Source organism: Spirosoma foliorum (assembly GCF_014117325.1).
In the GTDB taxonomy this organism is placed as follows: Bacteria; Bacteroidota; Bacteroidia; order Cytophagales; family Spirosomataceae; genus Spirosoma; species Spirosoma foliorum.
Map to the genome: position 1 here is coordinate 6,006,385 of NZ_CP059732.1, position 25,148 is coordinate 6,031,532.

A 25,148-nucleotide genomic window follows, 5' to 3' on the forward strand; every position below is an offset into this window, starting at 1 on the left:
AGCTTTCATCAATGAATTACGCTCAATCGCCATTCCTCCGTTTTGTTCTTGTTTTTCTGACAGCCCTACTTTCGTCTGAATTACAAGCTCAACCCTTTACCAAAGCCGACATAGCCCGCTGGCAGCAACAGGCCAGGCAGGTGACCATTACGCGTGATACCTGGGGAGTTCCGCACATTTATGGAAAAACGGACGCCAACGTCGTTTTTGGGCTTCTGTATACGCAGTGCGAAGATGATTTTGCGCGGGTGGAAGAAAACTACATCACATCGACCGGGCGTCTGGCCGAAGTAGAAGGCGAATCAGCGATCTACCACGACCTGCGGGCGCGACTCTTTCTGGATACGACTCAGGCTATCGCCATTTATAAAAAGAGCCCGCTCTGGATGAAACAATTGCTGGATGCCTTTGCCGATGGAACGAACTATTACCTCTATACACATCCAGCCGTAAAGCCTAGATTGTTAACCCGATTTCAGCCCTGGATGCCGCTCATGTTCAGTGAAGGCAGCATTGGTGGAAACATCAGCGTCGTATCTACCGAACGACTAAAAGCCTTTTATGAACAGCGTAAATCAACCTCCTGGATCAACAACGGCGATCATTACGAACGTGAATCCATTGGTTCCAACGGCTTTGCCATTGCCCCCGCCAAAAGTGCGACCAAAAATGCACTGCTACTTATCAATCCGCATACGTCGTTTTATTTCCGGTCGGAGGTGCATATGATTAGTCAGGCGGGGTTGAATACTTACGGAGCTGTGACCTGGGGGCAGTTTTTTATCTATCAGGGCTTCAATGAAAATTGTGGCTGGATGCACACCACCAGCTATGCCGATTCGATGGATGAGTATCTGGAAACCATCGAAAAGAAAGGCAATGCGCTATTTTACAAGCATGGCAATGACCTGAAACCCGTTCGCACGCAACAGGTACGAATTCCGTACAAAACGGTATCCGGGATGCAGTATAAGGATTTTACGATGTATTTCACTCAGCATGGTCCTATTGCTGGCGAGAAAGATGGCAAATGGATTGCCATCGACATGATGAATACACCTCTGAACGCGCTGTCGCAATCGTATTTGCGAACCAAAGCCACCGGATACGATAGTTTTAAAGAGGTGATGAAGCTCAACGGGAATGCCTCGAACAACACGATTTTTGCCGATAAAAATGGGACTATCGCTTACTGGCACGGCAACTTCATGCCCAAACGAGACCCGAAATTCGATTGGGATCAGCCGGTTGACGGCAGTAATCCCGAAACCGACTGGAAAGGGTTACACCCTGTTGATGAAATTGTTCAGGTGCGCAATCCGGCCAGTGGCTGGATTCAGAATTGCAATGCAACGCCCTTTACGGTATCGGGTAGTAGTAGCCCCGACAAGAGCAAATATCCTGCTTACATGGCTCCCGACGCCCAAAATTACCGGGGTATCAATGCTGCGCGTGTGCTAAGTCAGAAGTCCATTTTTACGCTCGATACACTGATTGCCGCTGCTGACGATCCGCATCTGGCCGCATTCGATGAGTTGCTTCCAGCCTTACTTTCGGCCTACCAGACCGTCGATGCCGCAACCCAATCGAAGGATTTATCAGAAGCCATCGGTATCCTGAAAGCCTGGGATAAATCGTATGGAGTCACATCTATTGGGCAAACATTAGCCATTTTCTGGGGCGAGAAAATCCAGAAATTAGCCCGGAGTCGGGCGGCTGGCGACCAGCGATTTGATAACCTGTCGCTCACGGCCTACACCATCAGCAACACCACACCACAGGAAAAGGTAAAAGCGCTGGCCGAGGTACTAACTGACCTCACCCGCGACTTTGGCACCTGGAAAACACCCTGGGGCGACATCAACCGATTTCAGCGTTTAACCGGCAAAATCCAGGAAACCTACGACGATCGGCAGCCAAGCGTCGCTGTTGGCTTTACCTCTTCAGCCTGGGGCTCACTGGCAGCTTTTGCAGCTAAAACCTATCCCGGTACCAAGAAACGGTACGGCAGTGTAGGAAACAGCTTTGTCGCGGTAGTCGAGTTTGGCCCAAAAGTAAAAGCCCGCTCGGTGGTGACGGGTGGCCAGAGCAGCAAACCCGGTGATAAGCACTTCACCGATCAGGCACCCATGTACTGCGAAGGCAAGTTTAAAGATGTGTTGTTTTACGCTGAAGATATTCAGAAGCACGTCGAAAAAACGTACCATCCTGGGGATAACTAAGAAACTCTTTTGGCTGTCTATCCAGTTAATCTGGCTTTGCTTCATAAAAAAGGGCCAGTCGTAGAGACTGGCCCTTTTTTATGAAGAACTACTGGATGCCTTTTACTCCACGCCTTTCACCTGCATAGGCAACGTATAAACAGACTCAGAAGCTGTGATAAACAACGTTTTCCTGTCTTTGCCACCGAAACAAACATTGCCAACCCAACGTGAAGGAATCGGTATGTTGCCCAGTTTAACCCCGGCTGGCGAATACACCGTAACACCCCGGCCCGAGATATACAGATTGCCTTTACTATCGAGCGTCATACCATCGGAGCCCTGTGGAATAAAAAGCTGTCGATTAGACAAAGTCCCATCGGCATTGATTTGGTATTTATAGGTCTTGCTATCCCGAATATCAGCCACGTACAAGAATTTGCCATCGGGCGTACCAACAATGCCATTGGGTTGTTTCAAATCGCCATCGACAAGTACCGCTTCCTGTTTTCCTTTGGGTAAATAGTAAACTTTCTGGCCGTCGATGTCGGGCTTTTTCCGCTCCCAGTAGTCACGTTGATAATAGGGATCGGTGAAGTAAATCCCACCTTTAGGATCAATCCACAAATCATTCGGCCCATTCATACGCTGACCCTGTAAATTAGTCAGCAAAACGGTAATTTTCTTGTCGGGACTAATTGACCATAGTTCGTCTTTTTCATCGGCACAGGAAATCAGATTGCCTTTTTTATCGAAATACAACCCATTGGAGCGACCCGCTTTATCCATGTACAACGAGAGTTTACCGTCGGTGTCATATAGCCATATTTTGTCATTCGGCTGGTCGGTGAAATAGATATCCCCTTTCTTATTCACGGCGGGGCCTTCCGTAAACGTAAACTGATCCGACACCTTGCGAAGCGTAGCTCCCTGCGCCACCACGCTGATCGAATCAAGGCCTTTTCCAGCATTTTGTTGAGCCTGTAAACTGCTGGAGATAGTTAGTATGACGGTCAGCACCAATCCCGCTTTGCAATAATCATTCATAGGTAAAACTGATAAATCGTTTGCTATATCCAGTAAGCTTATACAAACTAAAAACTAACCTTTCGGCTCCTGATAAACACAACTTACCGAATCGGCGTATCTCTCGAATCGGCGTAGGCTTTGCTGAAATCAATCTTTTTAACCTGCCCAGCTACGTAGCGAATACCCTGAAAGATGTGCTGGATAAAGGTCGTATCGCTCATGTAATCCGTTTTGGCGTGGCCCAGCGTTGTACACCATGTATAGCCACCATCGAAATTATAGTACCAGGCCGAGGGATATAATTCGGTATAGCTCCCGCCAAACATCTTTACTTTTTCGGGCTCGTCCTGATTGAGTGATGTGAGGTCATTAGCCATAATCACCGTTGGGCCGGGCGACATGTTTTTGGTAAAATAAAACTCGTCCTCTTTTTCCCAGATTTTGGGCAGCCCCTGCATTCAATGGGTGTTTTGTATCGATTATCTCGGCTTTGAATTTCTGGAATTTAGGATGCCAGGCAAACGTGCCGCCCAGCATTCGCTTAAACCAGGTCCAGTTGCGCTCGGTACCCATTACGGAGTGAATACCCACAAAGCCCCCGCCCGCTTCGATGTACCGCCGAAACGCCAGCCGTTGTGTGTCGGTATCAAATACATCGTTGTTTGTACTGGGGAAAATCAGGAGCGTGTATTGCTTTAGATTGGCCTCGGTGAAAACGGTGGCCTGACTGGACGAATCAACGCTAAATCCGTTTTGCTGACCAAGTTTCTGGATACACAGCACGGCGTTGGCAATATTGTCGTGAACGTATCCCTTACCGTTCTTGGTGTACACCAGCACCTTCACTTTTTTCCAGTTTACATCCTGACTCCAGCCAACGCTCACGACGAACAGAAGTAAACACAAAGTAGACAATCCAATAGCGGTAAATCGATTCATAAGCTGTTTAACGATTTACACAGGAAAGCAACTCTACTAGGTTATCTACGCTTGACTGACTGGAAAGGTGTTTTTCGACAGGCTTAACAAGATTATTGCCAGTAATAAAATCCTGTCAATCCTGTAAATCCTGTCGAAAAAACGGTAATCGAAAGTAGAAAGCAGCCCCATTCGTTACGGTTTTGTCTAACCCAATCTGCCCCTTCATACTCTGGATGAACTCGCTCGAAATGGCCAGCCCAAGCCCAGTACCACTTGACGATGGCTCGCCAGTTAACGCTTCGCCGGAAGACGTTCCACCAGTTTTTCCGTTCAACTGGTAATCACTCATTGTATGCGCTTTAAAATAGCGGTCAAACACCCGATCCCGATGCTCCGGCCGAATGCCTGGACCATAATCGCGAACCCGAAACTCCACGGTACTGTCGATTAACTGCGCCGATACGTCAATGATGCTATCTTCCCGGCTATGCCGGATGGCGTTGGAAAGAAAATTAACTAATACCCATGAAGCCTTATCGGGGTCGGCCGATACGGGCGGAAGCCCTGCACCTACGTCTAGCTTAAGCGTAATTCGTTTGTTTTCAGCTTGTACCCGAAGCGCGTTCGTGGCGTATTTAACAATATCAGTAGGGGCAACAGCTTGTATATTCAGTTGAATTTGCCCCGATTCTACCTGTGCCATATTGAGTAACTCGCCGGTTAGGTTCAGGAGTCGGTTAATGTCGGCCCTAACGTTACCAACGAGTTGTTTCTGCTCGTCATTCAACTCACCTATACGAGTATCTTCCAGCAACTTAAGACTCATCTTACTACTCGACAATGGCGTTTTCAATTCGTGCGAAATAGTGGCAATGAAGTTGGTCTTCGCCAAATCCAGTTCTTTGTAGGGGGTGATATTTTCGAGTACCATCACGTAACCCGCCAACTGGGGCTGGCTTTCGCCGGTAGGCACCACTTCCACAAAATGCGTTCGCCGATTGAAATAACTCTCCTTACCTGACCCCTCCAGGCCAAAACCCTCCAGTCCAGGATCATAGATCTTAAGGTATCCATTCTTTTCAGAGGTCGTGGACTTTTCGACCATAATATCCTGAATGAGCGTCCGCATCAAATCATTTGACGCTGCAATATCCGGGGCATATTGGCCAAGCAAATTCGCTTCGTCGATACCCAGCAATCGACAGGCTACTGGATTGGCAAACAGAATCCGTTTGTTTTCATCCATGCCTACAATGCCCTCGCTCATAATTCGAATGAGCGTGTCGATCCGCCGTTTTTCGAACAATACACTGGCCAGATTGGAATGTTCATATTCATCCAGCTTTTGTGCCATTGAGTTGAATGTTCGGGCCAGTTCGCCAAACTCATCGCTGGAATCGATGTGCAGCCGTTCTTCAAAGTTCCGCTTGGTCACCTGTCGAAGCCCTTGTGTGAGTTCGCGCAATGGGTTTGCGATATAACCCGGAATATTCAGGACAAACGAGAATAGAATGAGAAAACAGGCTGTACCCACAACCGACAGCCATAACAGCGCATCTTTCGCCGTTTGTTTAGCCTGTTCATTCTTACGGATAATGGCCTGCCGGTTTATGTCGTCCAGGGCAAACAGATTCTGGCGAAGGCGAAACAGCGTTGCCGAATCAACAAGGCCCGATCTCAGCCGTTTGAATTCTCGCTTCAGGTTGCTGGTTAGTTCCTGCTCACCAACTTCAGTCAGATTGGTCTCCTGTTTTTTCAGATTGCGTTCGAAATCGGTGATTGCGTCAGGATCGGGTTTCGGTAACTCGGTGAGCATCGCCAATGCCTTTTGCATACTACTGGTATATTCGAGCGAGATGTAGTTGTCTTTTAAAATGGCCTGCGTATCGTTCGATAACTCATTTAAATAGTAAACACCCAACCCGCCAATTGCCAGAATGACGGCAAACATGAAGCCCAGGGCAGCCCCTATTTTACTTTTAATCGACATGGCTATGAGCGTATAATCAGGTCAGTTTCTAGTCCTGAAAATTTATAAGGAGGCTAGCTGCTAAACTACTCTGTAGGTGCTTCGTGTTTGGGCTTCACGCGTACGAGTCGGATGTTATTGGGCGGAGTTAGCACTAGCGGTACATCTTCAATGACAACATTGCTTGTATCCAGACCATACGCTGCCTGGGGAGGCAAGGCGATCGATTTTAAGAAGAAATAGCCCGTCATAATTAATTGGGAGCCTATGGGAAGATCGTTCTCATATGACAGAAATGACCGGAACAACACAAATCGAAAATCGCCTGGAACCCGATGAATATTCAGCGATTGATACCGACTATCAATGGTTACCTCTTTGTTTTTCACCATATCTTCTACTACCATTCTGAACAAAAGATTGATACGCGGCTGCACCCGGAATCCCAGGTAAAACGTTATGAAATACACGTCTTCATGCGCAAGCGTATCTACTTTATAACGCATCACATACGGCTCATCTTCAACACATACGTGCAAAAACCAGTAAATATCCGCTCGTTTTGGAGCTCGATTCAGGATTGAATACAGCGTTTCGGCCTCAATTTTACGGGCGTCTTCAGCTGTGGTCATATACACTAAATGAGTGGCAAATTTGGGAATCTCAAAGTCATTGCTCAGTTTTTTCAATAGCGGAAGATTATCCGGCAGCGAATCGTAGCGAATGAGTTGGGCTTTAATAGTTTCGCCCCGATGCCAGAACAGCATCATGGCCATGAGCAACAGGCCCATCGTAACCGAGATCCAGCCCCCTTCTTCGAACTTCACCAGATTGGCACTCAGGAACGTCGTTTCAACGGCGAGGAACACGCCGGTAATTAAAACGATCAGGATGGGATTTACACGTTTTACCCGCAGATAAGTACTCATCAGCACCGTACTCATCAGCATAGTCAGCGTAACGGCCAAGCCAAAAGCGGCTTCCATATTTTTAGATTCCCGGAAGTGGAGCACCATCAGAATACAACCCGTCATGAGCCCCCAGTTCACGAACGGTACATACAATTGTCCGCGAAAATCGGAGGGATAAACGACCCGCTGACGAGGCCACAGATTCAGGCGCATGGCCTCCCCTACTAGCGTGAACGACCCGCTAATCAGCGCTTGTGAAGCAATAATGGTGGCCAGCGTAGCCAGTCCGATACTGAATACAACCAGCGGGGTTGGTACAATGGAGTAAAACGGACTTGTTTCGCTGATACGATTGCCAAGATGTTGCATCAACCAAGCCGACTGCCCGGCATATGACAACAGCAAGGTTATCTTCACATAGGCCCAACTTGCCCGAATGTTCCCTCGTCCGCAGTGCCCCATGTCGGAGTACAACGCTTCGGCACCAGTTGTACAGAGAAAGACCCCACCCAGCAGCCAGAATCCGCCCGGATACTCCGCTATCAGGCGAAACGCCCAAACCGGATTCAATGCCTTCAATACAGATGGCTGGTGAAGTAAGGCCAGAAAACCGATCACCCCAATAAACGAAAACCAAACCAGCATGATTGGTCCGAATAGCTTGCCTAATTGCTGAGTACCAAATTGCTGGCTCACAAAAAGAGCAACCAGAATTCCAATAACAATAGGAACTGTATCGAGATGCGGGTAAAAAATAAGCAAGCCTTCAATAGCCGACGAAACCGAAATTGGTGGCGTAATGAGCCCATCGGCGAGCAGAAAGGAACCCCCAATAACGGCGGGGTATAACAACCATTTTCCCGTAAATCGCCGGACAAGGGTGTAGAGTGAGAAGATACCGCCTTCCCCTTTGTTATCGGCCTCCAGGGTAATGATTACGTACTTGATTGTCGTTTGTAGAGTGAGCGTCCAGATTACGCACGACAATGTCCCAAGCACCAGCGTTTCGGTCAGGTCTTTGCCGCGCATAACTGCCGCCAGGGTGTACAGGGGCGATGTCCCAATATCACCGAACACAATGCCGATGGCAACCAGTAGCCCTTGGGCCGATACTTTATTTATTGATAAATGAGATGTAGACATGAAGCCAATCGTGCAGAATTAGTTACCCTCAAAACTACAGCACTCTTGCGTTGTTTTGATTTTTTTGGGCATTATTTCACACGCAGAAAACCAAACTTCTGTAAAATCGGGCGAGCTTACTGTTCTCCCAACTTCCGGTAGAGCGTTGTCAGGCCAATATCTAACAGCCGAGCGGCCTCAGCCTTGTTGCCGTTGGTATGGCGCAATACGCGCCGAATATGCTGTTGCTCAATAGTAGCCAAATCCATTGCCGTTGAATTAGCTGGAAGAGGGCCATCCTGCATGTCGTAGGGTAATAAGCTGGGGGTTAATTCGGTTTGCCCATCTTCACGAGTATCGGCCAGGATAACCGCTCGCTCCATGACGTTCTTCAGCTCGCGGATATTGCCTTTCCAGGAATGCTGCTGGAGTTTCTGAACAAAAGCTGGACTCAATTGAATCGCGCGTTTTCCGACTTTGACGGCTTCCTGTTGGGCAAATTGACTGGCCAATACCGGTATATCGTCACGCCGATCACGCAGAGGAGGCAACTCAATACTAAAAACGGACAACCGATAATATAAATCCAGTCGAAAACGACCTTCCGAAGCCTCTTGCTCTAGTCCCCGATTCGTAGCGGCAACAACCCGCACATCTGTTTTGGTAGGCTTGGTATCACCCACGCGAAGAAACTCGTGCGTTTCGAGAACACGTAGCAATTTGGCTTGTAGATCGAGTGGCATTTCGCCAATCTCATCCAGAAAAATAGTGCCTTTGTCAGCTTCGGAAAACAGGCCTTTCTGGTCGCGGTTGGCACCGGTAAAGGCTCCGGCGCGGTGGCCAAAGAGTTCGCTTTCGAGAATATCTTTTCCTAAGGCTCCGCAGTTGATCGCCACAAATGGCCCTGTTCGGCGGGGGCTAGCCTGGTGAATTGCCTGCGCGAAGACTTCTTTACCCGTTCCGGTTTCGCCCGTGAGTAGTACCGTTGTGTCAGTAACGGCTACTTTTCGGGCTAATTCAATCGCCTGCTGAATCGATTTTGAATGGCCAACAATACGGTCGAATCCATAACGCTGGCCAACCTGCTGCTCCAACTGTTTAATCCTGAATTGCAGCGTTGCCTTCTCAACCGCCCGACTAACCAGTGGAATGATCCGATCGTTATCATCGCCTTTGACGATATAGTCGAACGCACCGTTTTTAATGGCTGTCACCCCATCCGAAATAGTGCCGTACGCAGTCAGAACGATAATTTCGGTGGCCGGATAGAGTTGCTTAATCTGAGCCGACAGTTCGATTCCATTTTTATCGGGCAGCTTCACATCACTGATCACAAGATGGATATCATCGCGTTCGAGGGTTTTCAGCCCTGCGCGAGCATTTTCGGCTTCCAGTACGGTATAACCTTCCAGTTGCAGAATGCGAGCCAGAAGTTGCCGCAACCGCGATTCATCGTCGATAATTAAGATAGTAGCTGCCATTTGGGAATCTGGCGCGAGTATTTACTCGTGCCTTTCAATATAGCCAGTATTTACTGGCGTATTAACCGGATCCTAGGTGCCAGCGAATGCTGGCTATATTATAAAGGCACGAGCAAATACTCGCGCCAGTCCGGAACCCAAATCTAGCTCATCATTTCTTAAGATGAACGATTTGTGCTTGTTTCTGTGCTTTCAGTGCCAGTTCGGTCGCCAGGAAGCAGTGTTCCTGTGTCATAGCAGTCTCGGTCCGATTCAGCACATCGTTCACCAGTTGTTCACCGTAAGGGAGTGGTTCTTTGTTGCAATCGATATAGCGAGTCTCTTTCTTATCGGTGATAAACAGGTGATTACCGCCCTCATGCCCGGCCGGATCGATGTTTTTACGCAACTCAATAAAGCCTTCGGTACCCAGAATGGTCAATCGGCCATCGCCCCAGCTTTTCAGACCATCCGGCGTAAACCAGTCAACCCGAATGTAGCCCATGCCACCATCGCCACGTAACATGACATCGCCAAAATCCTCAAAATTTGGGTATTGCGGGAAGTGAACGTTGCCAATCTGAGAGGCTACGACATCGGCTTTTTTCGATCCTGTAAAGAATAAAAACTGGTCGAACTGGTGTGAACCGATATCACAGATAATGCCGCCAAATGACTTCTTTTCGAAGAACCAGGGTGGGCGTGAAGCCGGTGTCATACGGTGCGGACCTAACCCAATCGTTTGAATCACATTGCCAATAGCGCCAGCCTGAACTAATTCACCCGCTTTTACAGTGGCTCTGTTCTCAAACCGCTCGCTGTACATGATCGAGTAAATCCGTTTGGTTTCTTTCTGAACCTTACGCACCTCAGCGAGCTGCTCAAGTGTAGTAATGCCCGGTTTATCCGACATATAATCCTTCCCGGCCTTCATGACCCGTATTCCAAGTGGAGCACGGTCGACGGGAATTCCTGCACTAAGTACGAGTTGAATGGTCTTGTCTTCAAGAATTTCAGCTTCACTCTTTGCCTGTTTTGCCTGTGGGTAACGCTTGGCAAAGTCGGCCATTAACTCTGGTTCTTTGGCGTAATAGGAAACAAACTCGCCCCCACCCCGCGTAACGGCGCCTACCTGACTGTTAATGTGCCCGTGGTTCATGCCAATCACGGCAAAACGAATTCGGGAGGCACCCGTCTGCACCGAATCACTCCCCAGCGATTCTGCACGTACTAGAGCGGGTGCTCCAATCAATTCGTTTGATAAAGAAGGCAATACAACCAAGCCAGCCGCCGTGCTGATGGTTTCCTTAATAAAGTTACGCCGATTGGCAGATTGTGGTGAGTTCATGTTCAATTTTGAATGAGTGAATGATAGAATGAATAAATAGAAAAACTGCGTCGTCAATTATTCTATCATTCACCGCACCAGCGGCCCGGTCATTCTATCTTTGAAATTTATTTTTTCTTCGCTAACTCCAACGCCTGTGTGGTTGTGTAGTATTTAGCAATCATGTTAGGGACTTCCCAGGCTGGCAGGCTGCCTGCTTTTAGGTATTCCAGATACTTCTGCGCCACCCGACCAAAGTGCGCTTCGTGGCCTTCCTTGTATTTTTCGGGGATAATTACCTCCCAGCCAGTGGCTATTTTCTTCGCTTCTGCACCCGGAAACTCTTTCTGAATGGCGGGTAGAACCGTTTTCAGAGCAGCCTCTACATCCTTATTGCCAGCAACCGCTTCAATGTATAATGTTGGCTTGTATTTCTGATCGGCTCCCTGACGAATAACCAGATTCGCCTTGGTGCCCCGCATAATCGAATAGTGTGTGTCTCCCGCCCCTTCAGGGGCTTTATAGGCCCAGGTCACGGATACTTTGGCGTGTACGCCTTTCAGTTGATAGTTGATCTCGCCATTGCTATACACCTGCAAAATGCTGTCTTTCACGACGTCTTTTTTAAGGTAATCAGGGAAAGTTTCCTGCTTGGTAATCGCTTTGAATTGGCTCAGACTCATGTCAGTCGTCCAACGACGGGCCGACGTCAGGCTAATGTCTTTCTGATAATCAATCGTTTGTTCAGGAAAACATTCCCATTGCACCAGATCGACCAGGTGTGTCGTTACGTCGACAATGCCTTCGCCTTGCTGAGCCACATCCATAAACCAGGCCGGACGCGTTAGGATACTGCCCGATACATTCTTGTAAAAATGGTGAACGCTTTCTTTGGTCACCGCTGGATTCTCGGGCGTGCCTTTTTCCAGGGTACCAAATAAGGCTGCTTGTTGCGAAAACGCCCGTTGCAGCTGCGTTGTAATTTCATACCGCTCCGTCATGATGTCATAAAGCAGTACTTTATTTTTCTCGGCTGTCGCAAACGATTCTTTCAATTGGTCGAAGTTCGACGCGCTGATCACCATCGGTTTGTCGGCCAATACATTGAAACCCGCGCCAACGGTTTTCTGGATGTAATCCGTTTTCAGGCGATTGTTGCCCGCCATCACGACTACGTTACCCGCTTTATCGGCAATCATTTTATCGAAAAAGTCGGGACCTTTGTAAACCTCTTCTTTCCAATGCGTCGGGTTTTCAGCGCGGGTGTTATACCCCTCAATTTTATCGAGATGTAATTGAAGATCGGGCGGTCCGTCGTTACGGCCATCAGGGGCATACACATGCACGACAGAATCGACACCGTCGTACATGGATTTCTGTACTAAGGCAGCATGAAAATGGCCAGGATCTAAGGTAATCAGACGAATAGCGGCTTTATCCGCTTCATTTTTCGACGTTTGGCAAGCGGTCATCAACGCGGCCATGAGCAGGCTACCAACAAGGGGGGAGAACTTCATTATTAACTTATCGATTTTGGGGTATTAGTTATGGTTTACAGTATTCGGTTTGTGGTTTATGGCTGGCTGACGCATCTGTTGCTCTCGCGTTAACCAACCGTAAACCACAAACCGAATACTGTAAACCTACTATTTAGCCGAAGCTACTATTTTGATGGCGTAGGGAGCGCGTTGTGGGCGCGACAGAAGTTTGTTGGCTTCGGGGTCGTTCTTGAATTGTTCCTTTTTAGGGTCCCAATAGAGTTTACGATTCAGCTTCATGGCTGCGTGGTGCAACAAACAAGCCGAGCACGAACGGTGACCTACTTCGGCGGGAGCTATCGGCTCTTTCCGGCTGACGATGCTCTCCAGCCAGTTACCATGATGCTCCTTGCTGACCGTTAGATGCGTTTCGTTGGGGCCAATAACCGATGTCAGAATTGAAGGATCGCTGGCATCAAGTTTTTTAGCGGCATTTTGCTTCGCGATCGGATCACTGGCCGTCACAGCTGCATCACCTCGCGAGACGAAAATCCAGCCTTTTGTTCCTTCGAATCGAATGCCGTTGGCGATTTCATTGGTCACAACCATGTGAACGCCATTGGCATACTTGGCTTCGGTTTTAAAAATGCCGTGCACATCCCAAAGGCCACTTTTCGGGAAATCGGCATGGCCCCATATTTCAATAGGTCCGGTGTGCTCCGTATCCATAGCCCAGTGCGCACAGTCGACGTGGTGAGCACCCCAACCTGTAATCATGCCCGCCCCAAATTGTTCGCAGCGCAACCAGCCTGGTCGGTCGTAACCAACCTGCGGATGGACGCGTTTTTCGGTGTAATATACGTCGGGAGTTGTACCGAGCCACATGTCGTAGTTCAGGTTTTTCGGAACAGGCATCTGCGGTTCTTCATCGCCCGACGGGTCACCAGGAAGGCCAACGTACACTGTTTTTAATTCGCCAATTCGGCCATTGCGTACCAACTCGGCAGCATATCTGAACTGTTCCGATGAGCGTTGCTGGCTCCCCACCTGCACAATTCGCCCTGATTTCTTCACTTCATCGGCCATCATACGCCCTTCGGCAATAGTGAGCGACGCAGGCTTCTGCATGTATACGTCTTTCTTCGCCCGCACAGCGTCAATCACAATAGGCGCATGCCAGTGATCGGGCGTACTCACGATAACCGCGTCAATATCTTTGTTCAGGAGTAATTCACGATAGTCGGTATAAACCTTTACGCCATCGTAATTATCCTTACCCGTTTTCTTGGCGTAAACCCCATTAACAAGTTTTTTGGCATCTTCGGCCCGATTACTATCCAGATCGCAGACGGCCATAATGAGGGCATTGTCGTATTGCCAAACGCCCGGCATATCGTGCCCACGCGAAATACGCCCAGTACCAATAGCAGCCACATTGATTCGATTACTGGGGGCATTTTTGCCAAACACCGAAGCAGGCACGATAGTCGGGAAACCGCTGATAATTGCAGACGATGCTAGTGTACCTTTGGCTGCCAGATCAAGAAATTTCCTTCGGGAGACAGTTGATTTGTTTTCAGTTGACATAATCGGCAAGGTTCAGGGACAATTCGTTGCCTATAGAAGATTCGGTTTAGTGATTTTTACTATTCTTTTTCTGTGTATAGTCAGGAAGATTATTCCGCCTTACCTGTAACTAGTATCCCCTCCTCCCGTCTTATACCGATAGCTAACGTAATGGTAACTAGGGATTTTGTTTCTAATAGTTTTACCGTCCTTTACGCTCTCATTAATAACTATTTGTTTCTCCTGTTTATGCGGCAACGCTCGTTAATTTTCCTCTTTCTGACCGGACTTACTTCGTCCTGTATGTTTGGTTCGTATCCATCGGGTTATCCGTCTGGGGGTGGTCAGCAGTATCCGTCTAGTGGTCAACAATCGCCGGACGATACTTATCCCAACTCGGGCAATCAATCAGGTAATTATCCCAACTCGGGCAATCAACCCGGCACTGGTCGTACTGCCGACCCCGATGTAACTGTGAATAGCATTCGTCTGACTCCAGACTACACAATTCTTAATTTGACATTTACAGACAATAGTCAGCCAAAGTATGACCAAAATCGACGTCCCTTACCTTCGGGAAACACAATTGGCATTGATCCGAACAGCTATTTAGTAGCCGCCAATGGTGCTCGAACATTTGCTTTTGTTAGGGCTGATGGTATCCCCATAAAACAGGAAAGGTATGATCAACGTCTCCGCAAAACGGTGTTGGTAGGGAGGGATACGTATTCTGGAGAAAAAGTCAATTTCACGCTGTACTTTCAGCGATTAGACAAGGGACTGGAAAATTTTGACCTGTTCGAATGCCATTCTGACGCATACACATGCTGGAATATCTACAACCTATACGTCAATAACCCGGCTGATCCAATCGTTTATAATCCGCCAACCCCACCAGCTTCAACACCTAAGCCTGCACCCAACTTACCCAGAAAGAAAACGAACCTACCACCGGCTCCCTCAGGTGAATCGGGTGGCGAAATGGAAACTCCTAAAACGAAGCCCGCTCCTGCGCCAGCACCTGTACTCACCATCGTGAATGTATCGGGTATTGTAAGCGATGCGAAAAACAAACGCCCCGTTACAGCTACAATCGATTATCAGCTTTCGTCGAGCAAGCAGTCCATCGACTCCGTGCAGAGTTTTGCTTCAACCGGAGCTTATAGGATGAGTTTGCAGAAAGGACAGGTGTATACCTATATCGCATCGGCACGCGGTTATCAGTCGACCAGCGGTGTATTGGATTTAAGTAAAACAGCTGGCGGACAAAAACTTACGCGTGATATTTCGCTGACGCCATTAGCGGTCGGCGATAAGGTCACCTTGAAGAATATCTATTTCGAAATGTCGAAATCGGACCTATTATCGGCTTCGTTTGCGGAGTTAGACAAGCTAGTGTCCATGATGCAGGACAACCCTAACATGAGTATCCGGCTCGAAGGACACACAGATATTATTGGGGATCACGATAAAAATCTACAACTCTCCCGCGACCGCGTTATCGCCTGCCAACGCTATCTGGTTCAGAAAGGAATCGATATTGACCGCATTCAGACCATCGGCTATGGCGACACTCGACCTATTCTGACCAAAGGGACCGACGAAGAACGGAAAGTGAACCGGCGAGTGGAGTTTGTAATTCTAACAATTTGATGGCAACCCAGCCCGACAACCCACACGACAGGTTTTTTAAAGAGACATTCTCCCAGCCTGAAATTCTGATTGATTTTTTAAATGTGTTTGCCCCGGAAGCCATTCGGGAGTGTATCGATTACACCACATTGACCCGTGAAGTCGATACGTTTACCGATGAGCAACTGGCCGAACACTTTGCTGATCTTGTTTTTTCGGTACAGTATAGTGGTCAATCAATTCGACTTGTCCTCTTACTGGAGCACAAAAGCTATACCGAGGACTATCCACACTTCCAGATCAATCGGTACTTGCTCAACCTCTGGGAGAGTCAGATCAAACAGAAACAACGATTAACACCCGTTTTACCTGTTCTGGTTTATCATGGTAACCGACGTTGGAAAAAGCGCAGTGTAGCCGATTACTTCCCGGCCTTGCATGAGACGCTAATCCCCTATCTACCAGCGTTCGATTACTTACTGATTGACCTTTCGACACTCTCTGATGAACGAATCCCTACGTTACGGTCAGATTATGCTCGGCTTACCGCGATTTTATTGCAGAATAGTCGCCGGAAGCGCGAACTGGCCCGTTTGCTGGACATCTTTGCCGATGTTGTCCGACGATTAATTGAAACACCTAATGGACAACGTTTTGTAGGCACAGGTTTTCTCTACTTATCGTACACCACCAATTTGACCAAAGTTGAACTATTCGGTATCTTTAGCCGTATTTCGTCAAAAACCGAATCGTCTACCATGACAGTCGCCGAAGAACTATTACAGGAAGGACGCGAACAAGGGCGCCGACAAGCAATGTCAGCTATCGAAGAACTATTGCAGGAAGGGCGCCAAAAAGCGATGTCAGCCGCCGAAGAGCTGATACAGAAAGAGCGTGAAGAGGGGCATCGGAACAAGATCAAATTTATCAAGGCAATGCTGAATTTGAATCTCACGGCCGATACCATTGCCTCGGCGGTAGAACTTCCCCTGGCTGAGGTAAATGCTATTATAGATGAAATTAATCGTACTCGAACTACATAAGGTTTGCACTGGTTTATCCATGTCCTAAAGCGAACCACTCCGGTTCGCTTTTTTGTTGCCTGTTAACGGAGTACGACGACACTAGTCCACCCTATGCCTTAAATTTCCGTATCTTTGCCAATTATTTTTTAACCGCACGACAAGCTCCGGCTTTACCAGGAGACAAATTGTGCCTTTCGATTATGCCAGGCGTGAAGTACCAACAATATGAGTCCCTCGACTACGCACAGATCGCAGCTGAGGTGCTAACTTACTGGAATCAGAATCAGGTATTTGAACAATCAGTGGCGATCCGTGATGGACAACCCACATTTACGTTCTACGAAGGACCACCATCAGCCAATGGCGCGCCGGGAATTCACCACGTAATGGCCCGGACGATTAAAGACATTTTCTGCCGCTATAAAACGCTTCAGGGATTTCAGGTTGAGCGAAAAGGTGGCTGGGATACGCATGGTCTGCCCATCGAACTACAGGTCGAAAAGGAACTTGGTATTACGAAAGATCATATTGGCAAACCCGAATCGGAAGGTGGCATCAGTGTGGAAGAATACAACCGCAAATGCCGCGAAACCGTTATGCGGTTCACCAACCAATGGAACGACCTAACCCAGAAAATGGGCTATTGGGTTGATCTGGATAATCCGTACGTTACCTACAAAAACGAATACATCGAATCGGTTTGGTATTTACTCAAGCAGTTGTACGATAAGAATTTGCTGTACAAAGGCTATACCATCCAACCGTATTCACCTAAGGCAGGTACAGGTCTGAGTTCACACGAGTTGAACATGCCGGGCACTTACAAGGATGTGCGCGACACGACCATTGTGGCTCAGTTCAAGGTGAAACCCAGCGGCAAATCGGGCTTTCTATTTTTCGATTCTGCCGATGAGGATATCTATATCCTGGCCTGGACCACCACCCCCTGGACCTTGCCCGCAAACTCAGCGCTAACCGTCGGTGCCAATATAGATTACGTGCTGGTGAAAACCTTCAACCCGTATACCCATGTGCTGGTACACGTGGTGATGGCGAAAAATCTGGTGAGTCGCTGGTTGAGCGAAAAAGGGAAAGTTGATTCGATAGCAAATCCTGCCTTTGATACCTATCTGCCTACGGACAAAGTAATTCCCTGGGCGATTGTCTCGGAGTTTAAAGGCCAGCACCTCGAGGGTATCGAGTATGAGCAGTTAATGCCGTATGTTCAGCCAGATAAACCTGCTTTCCGGGTTATTCTCGGTGATTTCGTTACGACAGAAGATGGTACGGGTATCGTCCATACGTCGCCAACCTTTGGTGCCGACGACTTCCGGGTAGCGCAGGCCGCGGGCATTCCACCAATCATGGTGAAGGATGAGACAGGAAAAGAGGTGCCAATTGTGGATAAACACGGCCTGTTTGTGGATGAAATCACAGATTTCGCTGGTCGGTACGTAAAAGAAGAATACTACTCTGACGAAGAGCGGGAAGATCCTGATTTCAAGCCAACCGATGTGCTAATTGCCATCAAGCTGAAAGAGGAAAACAAAGCGTTCCGGGTTGAGAAATACGAACACCCCTACCCGCACTGCTGGCGGACGGACAAGCCGATTTTGTACTATCCGCTCGATAGCTGGTTTATCCGCACAACGGCAAAGAAGGACCGGTTGGTCGAACTGAATAAAACCATCAACTGGCAACCTGAAAGCACGGGGACTGGTCGCTTCGGCAACTGGCTCGAAAACCTTGTGGATTGGAACCTGAGTCGTAGCCGCTTCTGGGGAACTCCCTTGCCGATCTGGCGTAGCGAAACCGGTGAAGAAGTCTGCATTGGTTCGGTCGATGAGCTGATAAAAAATTGCGAATTAGCGAATGAGCGAATGAGCGAATGGGTTCGGGAAGGTGAAACCGAATACCAATCTTATCTCGACGCTAACCAGTCATTCATTCAATCATTCAATCAATCAACCTTCGATCTGCACCGTCCTTATGTCGACGAAGTGTATTTCGTATCGGAAAGTGGTCAAGTAATGCAGCGTGAATCGGATCTGATCGACGTTTGGTTCGATTCGGGTGCGATGCCGTATGCTCAATGGCATTATCCGTTCGAGAATCAGGACGTTTTCAAAAAAGCGTTCCCGGCCGATTTTATCTCCGAAGGTGTTGACCAAACCCGTGGCTGGTTCTTCACGTTGCATGCCATTGCCGGAATGTTGTTCGATTCTGTCGCGTTTAAAAACGTGGTTTCGACCGGGTTGGTGCTTGATAAAAACGGCAACAAAATGTCGAAGCGGCTGGGCAATGCCGTTGACCCATTTGCAACCCTGGCGAAATATGGCCCCGATGCCACACGCTGGTATATGATTACCAATGCTGAGCCCTGGGATAACCTCAAATTCAACACGGACGGTATCGGCGAAGTGCAACGGAAGTTGTTTGGCACATTGTCGAACACCTACAACTTCTTCGCGCTCTACGCCAATCTGGATTCGTTTTCGTTTGATGGGCGTACGGTACCTGTGGCCGAGCGTCCTGAATTGGATCGCTGGATTTTATCCAAACTGCAATCGCTGGTGATGGAAGTTGAGGCCCAGTTTGATAGCTACAATCCAACCAAAGCCGGGCGGGCTGTTCAGGATTTCGTGAACGACCAATTGTCGAACTGGTACGTACGGTTATCACGTCGGCGTTTCTGGTCCGGGGTCGCGCTCGACGGGAAACTAACAACCGACAAACGAGCCGCCTACGAAACGCTGCACGAGTGTCTGACAACCGTATCGCAGCTGATATCGCCTATCGCACCTTTCTACGCCGATTGGCTGTACCGTAACTTAACGGATGGAAATGCCAATAATGCCTCAGTACATTTAACCAATTTCCCTGTTGCCGATCAAAGCTTGATCGACACTGAATTGGAAGCATCAATGGAGTTGGGACAACAGGTATCCTCGCTGGTTCACTCGTTACGGAAAGGCCATAAACTGAAAGTTCGGCAACCGCTCAGCCGGGTACTTGTACCAATTATTAATATGGGTACTGCTAGTAGACTTGCAAGAGTAACTGATATTATAAAAAATGAAACGAATGTTAAAGAAGTAGTTCCTTATATGGACGAAGGAAACGGCGAATTCGTAAAGAGGAAGTTAAAACCTAACTATAAGTCTCTAGGAGCGAAGTATGGCAAGGAAACTCCTATTATAGCTAAAAAGATTAGCGAGTTAACAGCAGATGCATTTACGATATCTGGTATATACGCCGGTGACTATATCTTAAACGCGCTTGAAGCGTTCGAGACAGGTAAGCCAATGATTTATGTCAAGCCAGAAGATGTTGAGATTGTCACTGAAGATATACCTGGCTGGCTATCTGCAACTTCTGGTCGTCTTACAGTTGCGTTAGACGTAACTCTAACCGACGAACTACGTGGTGAAGGTATTGCCCGCGATTTTGTGAACCGGATCCAGAACCTGCGCAAAGACCGTGACTTCTCGGTGACCGACAAGATTCGCATTGAACTCGAACGAAACGACGAAGTACTGGCTACCGCTATCGAAGCCAACCGCGAGTATATCCGCCAGGAAGTTCAGGCCATTTCACTCGATTTAGTGAGTAACCTGAATGGGTCGGCAACGGCAGAAATCGAGATGGACGAGTTCCAATTGCGGCTCAACGTAGAGCGCGTATAGCGATTTTATAATTCTTTCTGAGAAACAAAAAGCACCTTCCACAGAGGGTGCTTTTTGTTTCTCAGAAAGAATTACGCTTGAATACGAATTTTACTTAATCCGGAAAAATAAATACACAACGGCACGAATGTTGCTCATATAAGCCTAAGTAAGTAGTTGATTGTTGTTTTAATTTCCTTGCGGCCATTCGTTGGAGCGGGCCCCAGCCATACTTACGCCACTAGCCCATTCAATGAACATTAGCTGTAATTAATTAGCTGCATTCATCAAAAACCTTACGCCATTGATAGACTATTTACGAACTACATTACACTCATTTGTCAATAATTATCAGGCCATTATGTGGCGGCTACGTGAGTGTTCGCTCAATGATGAGCAATTGGGAATAGCTGTAGGTTTGAGTGGAAATGCCATCCGTAATCGACGGAATAAACCGGACCTCTGGAAACTATCGGATGTTGAGCGATTAGCTGCTCATTTTGCACTGCCGATCACGGCCTGCACTCAGTTAACCTTAGCCCTTCAGGAACTACCGGCTAAACTAAAAGAGATAAGTCCCGAAGAACGTAGACGGACGGAGCGTAAATTACTTGTCAAAGTAGCGCAACTGGAATCCTATAACCAAAGCGACTGGCCTGTTCGGAATCTACTAAAGATGCATCAGGCATTATATAATGCATAAAATCTAATTAACTGATTGTTACCAAATTACACCCACTGGCGGAATTATCGGTCAGTGGGTGTAACTTTACGGTGGACCCATAGTTCACCTGATGAAGAATACATGTCTACTTACCCTCGTTTTTCTTTCCTTTTTCGTACAGGAAGCGATTGCACAAGCACCTACTATTGTACGTGGCCCCTACTTACAGGTACTGACAACTACCTCGGTAGTTGTTCGCTGGCGCACCGATCAGCCCACAACCGGCCGGGTATGGTTTGGTTCGACTACCAATCAATTGACTAAAGATGTTCGTGAAACGCAACCCACGCTCGAGCACGTTCTGACAATTACAGGCTTACGACCGACAACCCGCTACGCCTACGCTATCGGCTACGACGATACACAATTAGCCTCTGGTCCAGATTATTACGTTAAAACAGCCCTTCCTGCTGGCGATAAGCGCCCGTTTCGGATGTGGGTTCTAGGCGATTTTGGAAGTGGCAATGCCAATCAGGCCGACGTTTATCAGGCCTATAAAAACGCTACGGCCAACTATCCCGCCGATTTATGGCTTTGGCTTGGCGACAACGCGTATTCGTTTGGTTTTGAGGAAGAGTATCAGCGGCTGGTATTTCCGGTTTACGCAGCTACTCTTCGGAACACACCGATCTTTATTACCCCCGGCAATCATGATTATGCCGATAGCCAAACAAACTTCAACACGGCCTATTACAACCTGTTTTCGTTCCCGCAGCAGGGCGAAGCGGGAGGAGTACCCTCAAACTCTAAGTCTTATTATTCAGCTAATTATGGCAATGTCCATTTAATTTCGCTGGATTCCCAGGGTCGCCCAGACGGGCAATATCGGCTATATGATACAACCTCTACGCAGGTACAATGGCTTAAGAGCGACCTGGCGGCTAACAAACTTCCGTGGACGATTGTCATTTTCCATCACCCACCTTATAGCAAAGGCGGTCATAACTCCGATACAGAGGAGTCCATGCGGCTTATTCGTGAAAATCTAACGCCCATTCTGGAACGCTACGGAGTTGATTTAGTCCTTAACGGTCATAGTCACGGTTACGAGCGAACGTATCGAATTAAAGGCCTACGCGGCTTGGCCACTACATACGATAGCAATCAGAACCTTGTTGAAGGGACTACGGCACGGTACGATGGATCGCCTAATTCCTGCCCTATTCTCACCAAAGGACAAGGTACTGTTTATGTTATTAATGGTTCAGGTGGACAATTGGGCGGACAATCTCCGGACTTTCCGCATCCAGCTACGGTGTATAACAACGTGACTGTCGGAGGATCTATGCTACTAGATGTCAATGACAACCGCCTGGATGCGCAACTGGTTATGTCTGATGGCTCCGTACAGGACAAGTTTACGATCATGAAAAACGTGAATAAGTCTACGTCACTCACAACCGAATTTGCCGATACACTTTCCTTTTCAGCTTCCTGGGTAGGCAATTACCGATGGGCAAATGGTCAAACAGGGCGCAATATCCGCTATACAGCCGATAAGGCCGGAACATTCCCGGTCACAGTCACTGATAATCAGCAATGCCTAACCGATCAGTTTACCATAACCGTTCAACAACCGCCCAAGCTAACGGCTAAAGCATCAGTGAGCACATCGGTTTGTCCGGGCGCTACTTTTGCGGTTTCAGCAACACCCGAAAATACCACTAAAGCTGCTGGTTGGCAATACGACGTGCTTTTGTCGGATGCCTCAGGAAATTTCACTACCGAGAAAATTGTCGGCTCTGGATCGCTGAACGCGTTAAATGCCACGATTCCAACCAACTTAGCACCCGGTGCCGGCTATCGATTGCAGGTAAGACCGCGCGGCATTCCCTATGCGCAACTTATTGCCAGCGACGGGTTTTCCGTTAAACCTTTACCAACAGCAACGTTGTCAGGCTCAACAAGCATATCGCAAGGGCAATCCATCGATCTTTCCATCAATTTCACAGGCGATGCTCCCTGGAAAGGAACATTATCTGACGGCACAGCTTTTTCCAGTAGCGTTACCCCAACCCTACTGACGCTCATGCCGACTAAATCTATTGTTTATTCGATAGCGAGTGTTGAAAATAGTTGTGGCAAAGGCACTTTCTCAGGTCAGGCGTCGATAACGGTCTTATTACCAACCGCCGAAGAGGAGTTTTCGGATGGAAAGCTTCGTGTTTACCCCAATCCAACGCACGAAGTGATGTATGTCGAGTTGACAACGACACAGAAAAAGGAGGTAACGATGAGCCTTCAGGATGTCAATGGCCGGACCGTATTTCAGAAGCAGTTCGGTACAGTTTCATCTGTAAACGAAACGATTTCCATGCCGCATACCAACGGAACGTATCTGCTCACGATTCAGGCTGGTCAGAATAAAGTGACCCGAAAGGTAGTTCGGCAATAAGGTTGTCAGGTATTGTCAAAGATGGTCAGGTGTGGTCAGTTATTGTATTTACCACGGCAACTCCTGACTACGCTTGACCATACCTGACAGCCCCGTGACTATTTTACAACACCTGGCCGATTCCGAACAAAATCACAAATAACAACGTCGAGAGGGCAAGTTGTCCCAGACGAGCGTTGAGTTCGGCGGGCTGTTTGTGAGTCGCTACCGCTCGACCATTTACAATAAACAGCGGGAACGCCAGTAAATATACGTAGCTGAACCAGTTCGCGCCTGTCAGGAACGAGTAAGCAACGGCGCAGAACATGCCCGTCAGCAGTAATCCCCAGTGGTAGCGAATAGCTAATGGTAATCCAAGACGCGCAGGAATAGAGCGCTTGCCGGTCATGGTATCGGTTTCGATATCACGAATGTTATTGACATTCAGCACACCCGTGGCAAATAGCCCAACGCTTGTGGCAGGTAATAACAGAATAGGATTGAACGAAAGTGTGTGCAGAAAATATGTTCCTAGCACGCCCACCCAACCAAAGAAAATCAGGACGGCAATATCCCCGAAGCCTGCATACCCATAGGGTCGTTTGCCATTTGTGTAGCCAATAGCAGCGGCAATACTCAGCAAGCCCAGCACCAGAAAAAACCAGAAAAGCTTAGCACCTGCGTCATAAAAGGCCAGCGCCAGTAAGCCAATCCCGGAAATCAGCGATAGCACCGACATAATGATAATGCCGCGCATCATAGCTTCTTTGGTAATATCGCCCGTAGCCACTGCCCGGCGTGGGCCAACCCGAAGCTCCGTATCTTTACCCGATACCGCATCGCCATAGTCATTGGCGAAGTTGGACAGGATTTGGAGGAAGATCGTCGTCAGGGCGGCTAACAGAGCAATCGGCCAGCTAAAATGATGGTCGGCCGAAGCCAGAAAACTCCCGAGAATAATGCTGGCTAACGACAGCGGTAATGTACGCGGCCGGGCAGCCGCAATCCAACTTTTCATAATTGATAATGTAAAATGAATAATGGATAATGATTTGACCGGAAATAAACCGATCCTATCATTATCCATTATTCATTACTCATTTTGCATTAAATGCCAATAGCCTTCTTAAACTCTTCATCCTCTGGCTTCACTTTCGAGCCGAAGAAGTTGATCAGTTCACCTTTCTCGTTAATAACATATTTGCAGAAATTCCAGGTTGGTGCCTGTTCGTTCCAGCCGTTCAATGACTTCGTTGTCAACCATTTGTATAACGGAGCCTGATCATCGCCCAATACCGATACCTTCTCGAACATTGGGAAAGTCACACCGTAGTTTTTCTTACAGAACTCAGCAATTTCTTCGCTGCTGCCTGGCTCCTGGCTTTTAAAATTGTTAGCTGGGAAACCCAGAACAACCACTTTGTCGCCGTGCTCTTTGTAGAATTTTTCCCAATCGGCATACTGAGGAGTGAAGCCACATTTCGACGCAACGTTCAGAATGACAACTTTTTTGCCTTTGTAGGCTTTCAGCGCTACGGGTTTGCCATCAAGCGAATTTACCGTAAAATCATACAGGCTTTTGGTAGGAGCTGCCGCATCGGTGGGAGCCGAGATAGCCTTGTTTCCGCCAAAAATGGCTTTTACCAGCTGGGGTAACGACATAAAACTAGTGAGTGAAAAAACGACCGCAACCGCGATCAGGGAAACGATGATACTCTTTTTCATGGTCAGTTTGACAATTTTG

General features: G+C 48.0%; 17 protein-coding genes. 6 read left to right on the forward strand and 11 right to left on the reverse strand.

The genetic code is table 11. The features are described 5' to 3' along the window. Positions 1–11: 11 nt before the first annotated feature. The gene (locus H3H32_RS25380) at positions 12–2,222 is read left to right on the forward strand and encodes a penicillin acylase family protein (RefSeq protein ID WP_182458559.1); all 2,211 of its coding nucleotides are present in this window, start codon (positions 12–14) and stop codon (positions 2,220–2,222) included. Between the two features lie 102 nt (positions 2,223–2,324). On the opposite strand, the gene H3H32_RS25385 is transcribed toward H3H32_RS25380, so the two are convergent. The 9 genes from H3H32_RS25385 to H3H32_RS25420 all read right to left on the reverse strand — a co-directional run bounded on the left by H3H32_RS25385 (position 2,325) and on the right by H3H32_RS25420 (position 14,005). Further along, positions 2,325–3,248 (reverse strand): SMP-30/gluconolactonase/LRE family protein, encoded by a 924-nt coding sequence (locus tag H3H32_RS25385; protein WP_182458560.1) that lies wholly within the window; start codon positions 3,246–3,248, stop codon positions 2,325–2,327. Positions 3,249–3,331: 83 nt separating this feature from the next. Then, complete coding sequence (locus tag H3H32_RS37605) at positions 3,332–3,607, reverse strand: hypothetical protein (protein WP_508614165.1); 276 nt, start codon at positions 3,605–3,607, stop codon at positions 3,332–3,334. After that, positions 3,600–4,169: a ThuA domain-containing protein gene (locus H3H32_RS25390; RefSeq protein WP_240543485.1), complete on the reverse strand. Its 570-nt coding sequence runs from the start codon at positions 4,167–4,169 to the stop codon at positions 3,600–3,602. Before H3H32_RS25390 ends, H3H32_RS37605 begins: the two co-directional genes overlap by 8 nt. A 115-nt stretch (positions 4,170–4,284) precedes the next feature. Beyond that, on the reverse strand, positions 4,285–6,141 hold the full coding sequence (locus H3H32_RS25395; protein WP_182458561.1) for an ATP-binding protein: 1,857 nt from the start codon (positions 6,139–6,141) through the stop codon (positions 4,285–4,287). Positions 6,142–6,206: 65 nt separating this feature from the next. Then, positions 6,207–8,174 carry a KUP/HAK/KT family potassium transporter gene (locus H3H32_RS25400; RefSeq protein WP_182458562.1) on the reverse strand — a complete coding sequence of 656 codons (1,968 nt, stop codon included), beginning with the start codon at positions 8,172–8,174 and terminating at the stop codon, positions 6,207–6,209. A gap of 116 nt (positions 8,175–8,290) precedes the next feature. Continuing rightward, positions 8,291–9,634: a sigma-54-dependent transcriptional regulator gene (locus H3H32_RS25405; RefSeq protein ID WP_182458563.1), complete on the reverse strand. Its 1,344-nt coding sequence runs from the start codon at positions 9,632–9,634 to the stop codon at positions 8,291–8,293. Positions 9,635–9,785: 151 nt separating this feature from the next. Continuing rightward, complete coding sequence (locus tag H3H32_RS25410) at positions 9,786–10,961, reverse strand: Gfo/Idh/MocA family protein (protein ID WP_182458564.1); 1,176 nt, start codon at positions 10,959–10,961, stop codon at positions 9,786–9,788. Between the two features lie 107 nt (positions 10,962–11,068). Then, entirely contained in the window at positions 11,069–12,457 is a 1,389-nt protein-coding gene (locus H3H32_RS25415) for a putative oxidoreductase C-terminal domain-containing protein (RefSeq protein ID WP_182458565.1), read from the reverse strand. A 129-nt stretch (positions 12,458–12,586) separates the two neighbouring features. Beyond that, positions 12,587–14,005 carry a Gfo/Idh/MocA family protein gene (locus H3H32_RS25420; protein WP_182458566.1) on the reverse strand — a complete coding sequence of 473 codons (1,419 nt, stop codon included), beginning with the start codon at positions 14,003–14,005 and terminating at the stop codon, positions 12,587–12,589. A 228-nt stretch (positions 14,006–14,233) separates the two neighbouring features. On the opposite strand from H3H32_RS25420, the gene H3H32_RS25425 reads away from it, so the two are divergent. From H3H32_RS25425 to H3H32_RS25445, 5 genes are all read left to right on the forward strand, one after another. Next, the gene (locus H3H32_RS25425) at positions 14,234–15,637 is read left to right on the forward strand and encodes an OmpA family protein (RefSeq protein ID WP_182458567.1); all 1,404 of its coding nucleotides are present in this window, start codon (positions 14,234–14,236) and stop codon (positions 15,635–15,637) included. Then, positions 15,637–16,659, forward strand: coding sequence for an Rpn family recombination-promoting nuclease/putative transposase (locus tag H3H32_RS25430; protein ID WP_182458568.1), 1,023 nt, complete (start codon positions 15,637–15,639; stop codon positions 16,657–16,659). The genes H3H32_RS25425 and H3H32_RS25430 overlap by 1 nt, the downstream gene beginning before the upstream one ends. Positions 16,660–16,841: 182 nt before the next feature. Then, positions 16,842–20,327, forward strand: a complete 3,486-nt coding sequence (gene ileS, locus H3H32_RS25435; RefSeq protein WP_182458569.1) for an isoleucine--tRNA ligase — start codon at positions 16,842–16,844, stop codon at positions 20,325–20,327. A 283-nt stretch (positions 20,328–20,610) separates the two neighbouring features. Beyond that, positions 20,611–21,009, forward strand: coding sequence for a hypothetical protein (locus tag H3H32_RS25440; RefSeq protein WP_240543486.1), 399 nt, complete (start codon positions 20,611–20,613; stop codon positions 21,007–21,009). A 91-nt stretch (positions 21,010–21,100) separates the two neighbouring features. Next, positions 21,101–23,425 (forward strand): T9SS type A sorting domain-containing protein, encoded by a 2,325-nt coding sequence (locus H3H32_RS25445; RefSeq protein WP_182458570.1) that lies wholly within the window; start codon positions 21,101–21,103, stop codon positions 23,423–23,425. 103 nt (positions 23,426–23,528) lie between these two features. Here the strand turns inward: H3H32_RS25445 and H3H32_RS25450 are convergent, their stop codons facing one another. Next, on the reverse strand, positions 23,529–24,422 hold the full coding sequence (locus H3H32_RS25450) for a 1,4-dihydroxy-2-naphthoate polyprenyltransferase (protein WP_182458571.1): 894 nt from the start codon (positions 24,420–24,422) through the stop codon (positions 23,529–23,531). Between the two features lie 89 nt (positions 24,423–24,511). Then, entirely contained in the window at positions 24,512–25,129 is a 618-nt protein-coding gene (locus tag H3H32_RS25455; protein WP_182458572.1) for a glutathione peroxidase, read from the reverse strand. Positions 25,130–25,148: the final 19 nt, after the last annotated feature.

Coding starts and splice junctions, on each gene's coding strand:
- H3H32_RS25445 (WP_182458570.1), top strand. CDS start 21,101: ATGAAGAATACATGTCTACTTACCCTCGTTTTTCTTTCCTTTTTCGTA.
- H3H32_RS25450 (WP_182458571.1), bottom strand. CDS start 24,422: ATGAAAAGTTGGATTGCGGCTGCCCGGCCGCGTACATTACCGCTGTCG.
- H3H32_RS25405 (WP_182458563.1), bottom strand. CDS start 9,634: ATGGCAGCTACTATCTTAATTATCGACGATGAATCGCGGTTGCGGCAA.
- H3H32_RS25410 (WP_182458564.1), bottom strand. CDS start 10,961: ATGAACTCACCACAATCTGCCAATCGGCGTAACTTTATTAAGGAAACC.
- H3H32_RS25430 (WP_182458568.1), top strand. CDS start 15,637: ATGGCAACCCAGCCCGACAACCCACACGACAGGTTTTTTAAAGAGACA.
- H3H32_RS25395 (WP_182458561.1), bottom strand. CDS start 6,141: ATGTCGATTAAAAGTAAAATAGGGGCTGCCCTGGGCTTCATGTTTGCC.
- H3H32_RS25425 (WP_182458567.1), top strand. CDS start 14,234: ATGCGGCAACGCTCGTTAATTTTCCTCTTTCTGACCGGACTTACTTCG.
- H3H32_RS25420 (WP_182458566.1), bottom strand. CDS start 14,005: ATGTCAACTGAAAACAAATCAACTGTCTCCCGAAGGAAATTTCTTGAT.
- H3H32_RS37605 (WP_508614165.1), bottom strand. CDS start 3,607: ATGGCTAATGACCTCACATCACTCAATCAGGACGAGCCCGAAAAAGTA.
- H3H32_RS25455 (WP_182458572.1), bottom strand. CDS start 25,129: ATGAAAAAGAGTATCATCGTTTCCCTGATCGCGGTTGCGGTCGTTTTT.
- ileS (WP_182458569.1), top strand. CDS start 16,842: ATGCCAGGCGTGAAGTACCAACAATATGAGTCCCTCGACTACGCACAG.
- H3H32_RS25390 (WP_240543485.1), bottom strand. CDS start 4,169: ATGAATCGATTTACCGCTATTGGATTGTCTACTTTGTGTTTACTTCTG.
- H3H32_RS25380 (WP_182458559.1), top strand. CDS start 12: ATGAATTACGCTCAATCGCCATTCCTCCGTTTTGTTCTTGTTTTTCTG.
- H3H32_RS25400 (WP_182458562.1), bottom strand. CDS start 8,174: ATGTCTACATCTCATTTATCAATAAATAAAGTATCGGCCCAAGGGCTA.
- H3H32_RS25385 (WP_182458560.1), bottom strand. CDS start 3,248: ATGAATGATTATTGCAAAGCGGGATTGGTGCTGACCGTCATACTAACT.
- H3H32_RS25415 (WP_182458565.1), bottom strand. CDS start 12,457: ATGAAGTTCTCCCCCCTTGTTGGTAGCCTGCTCATGGCCGCGTTGATG.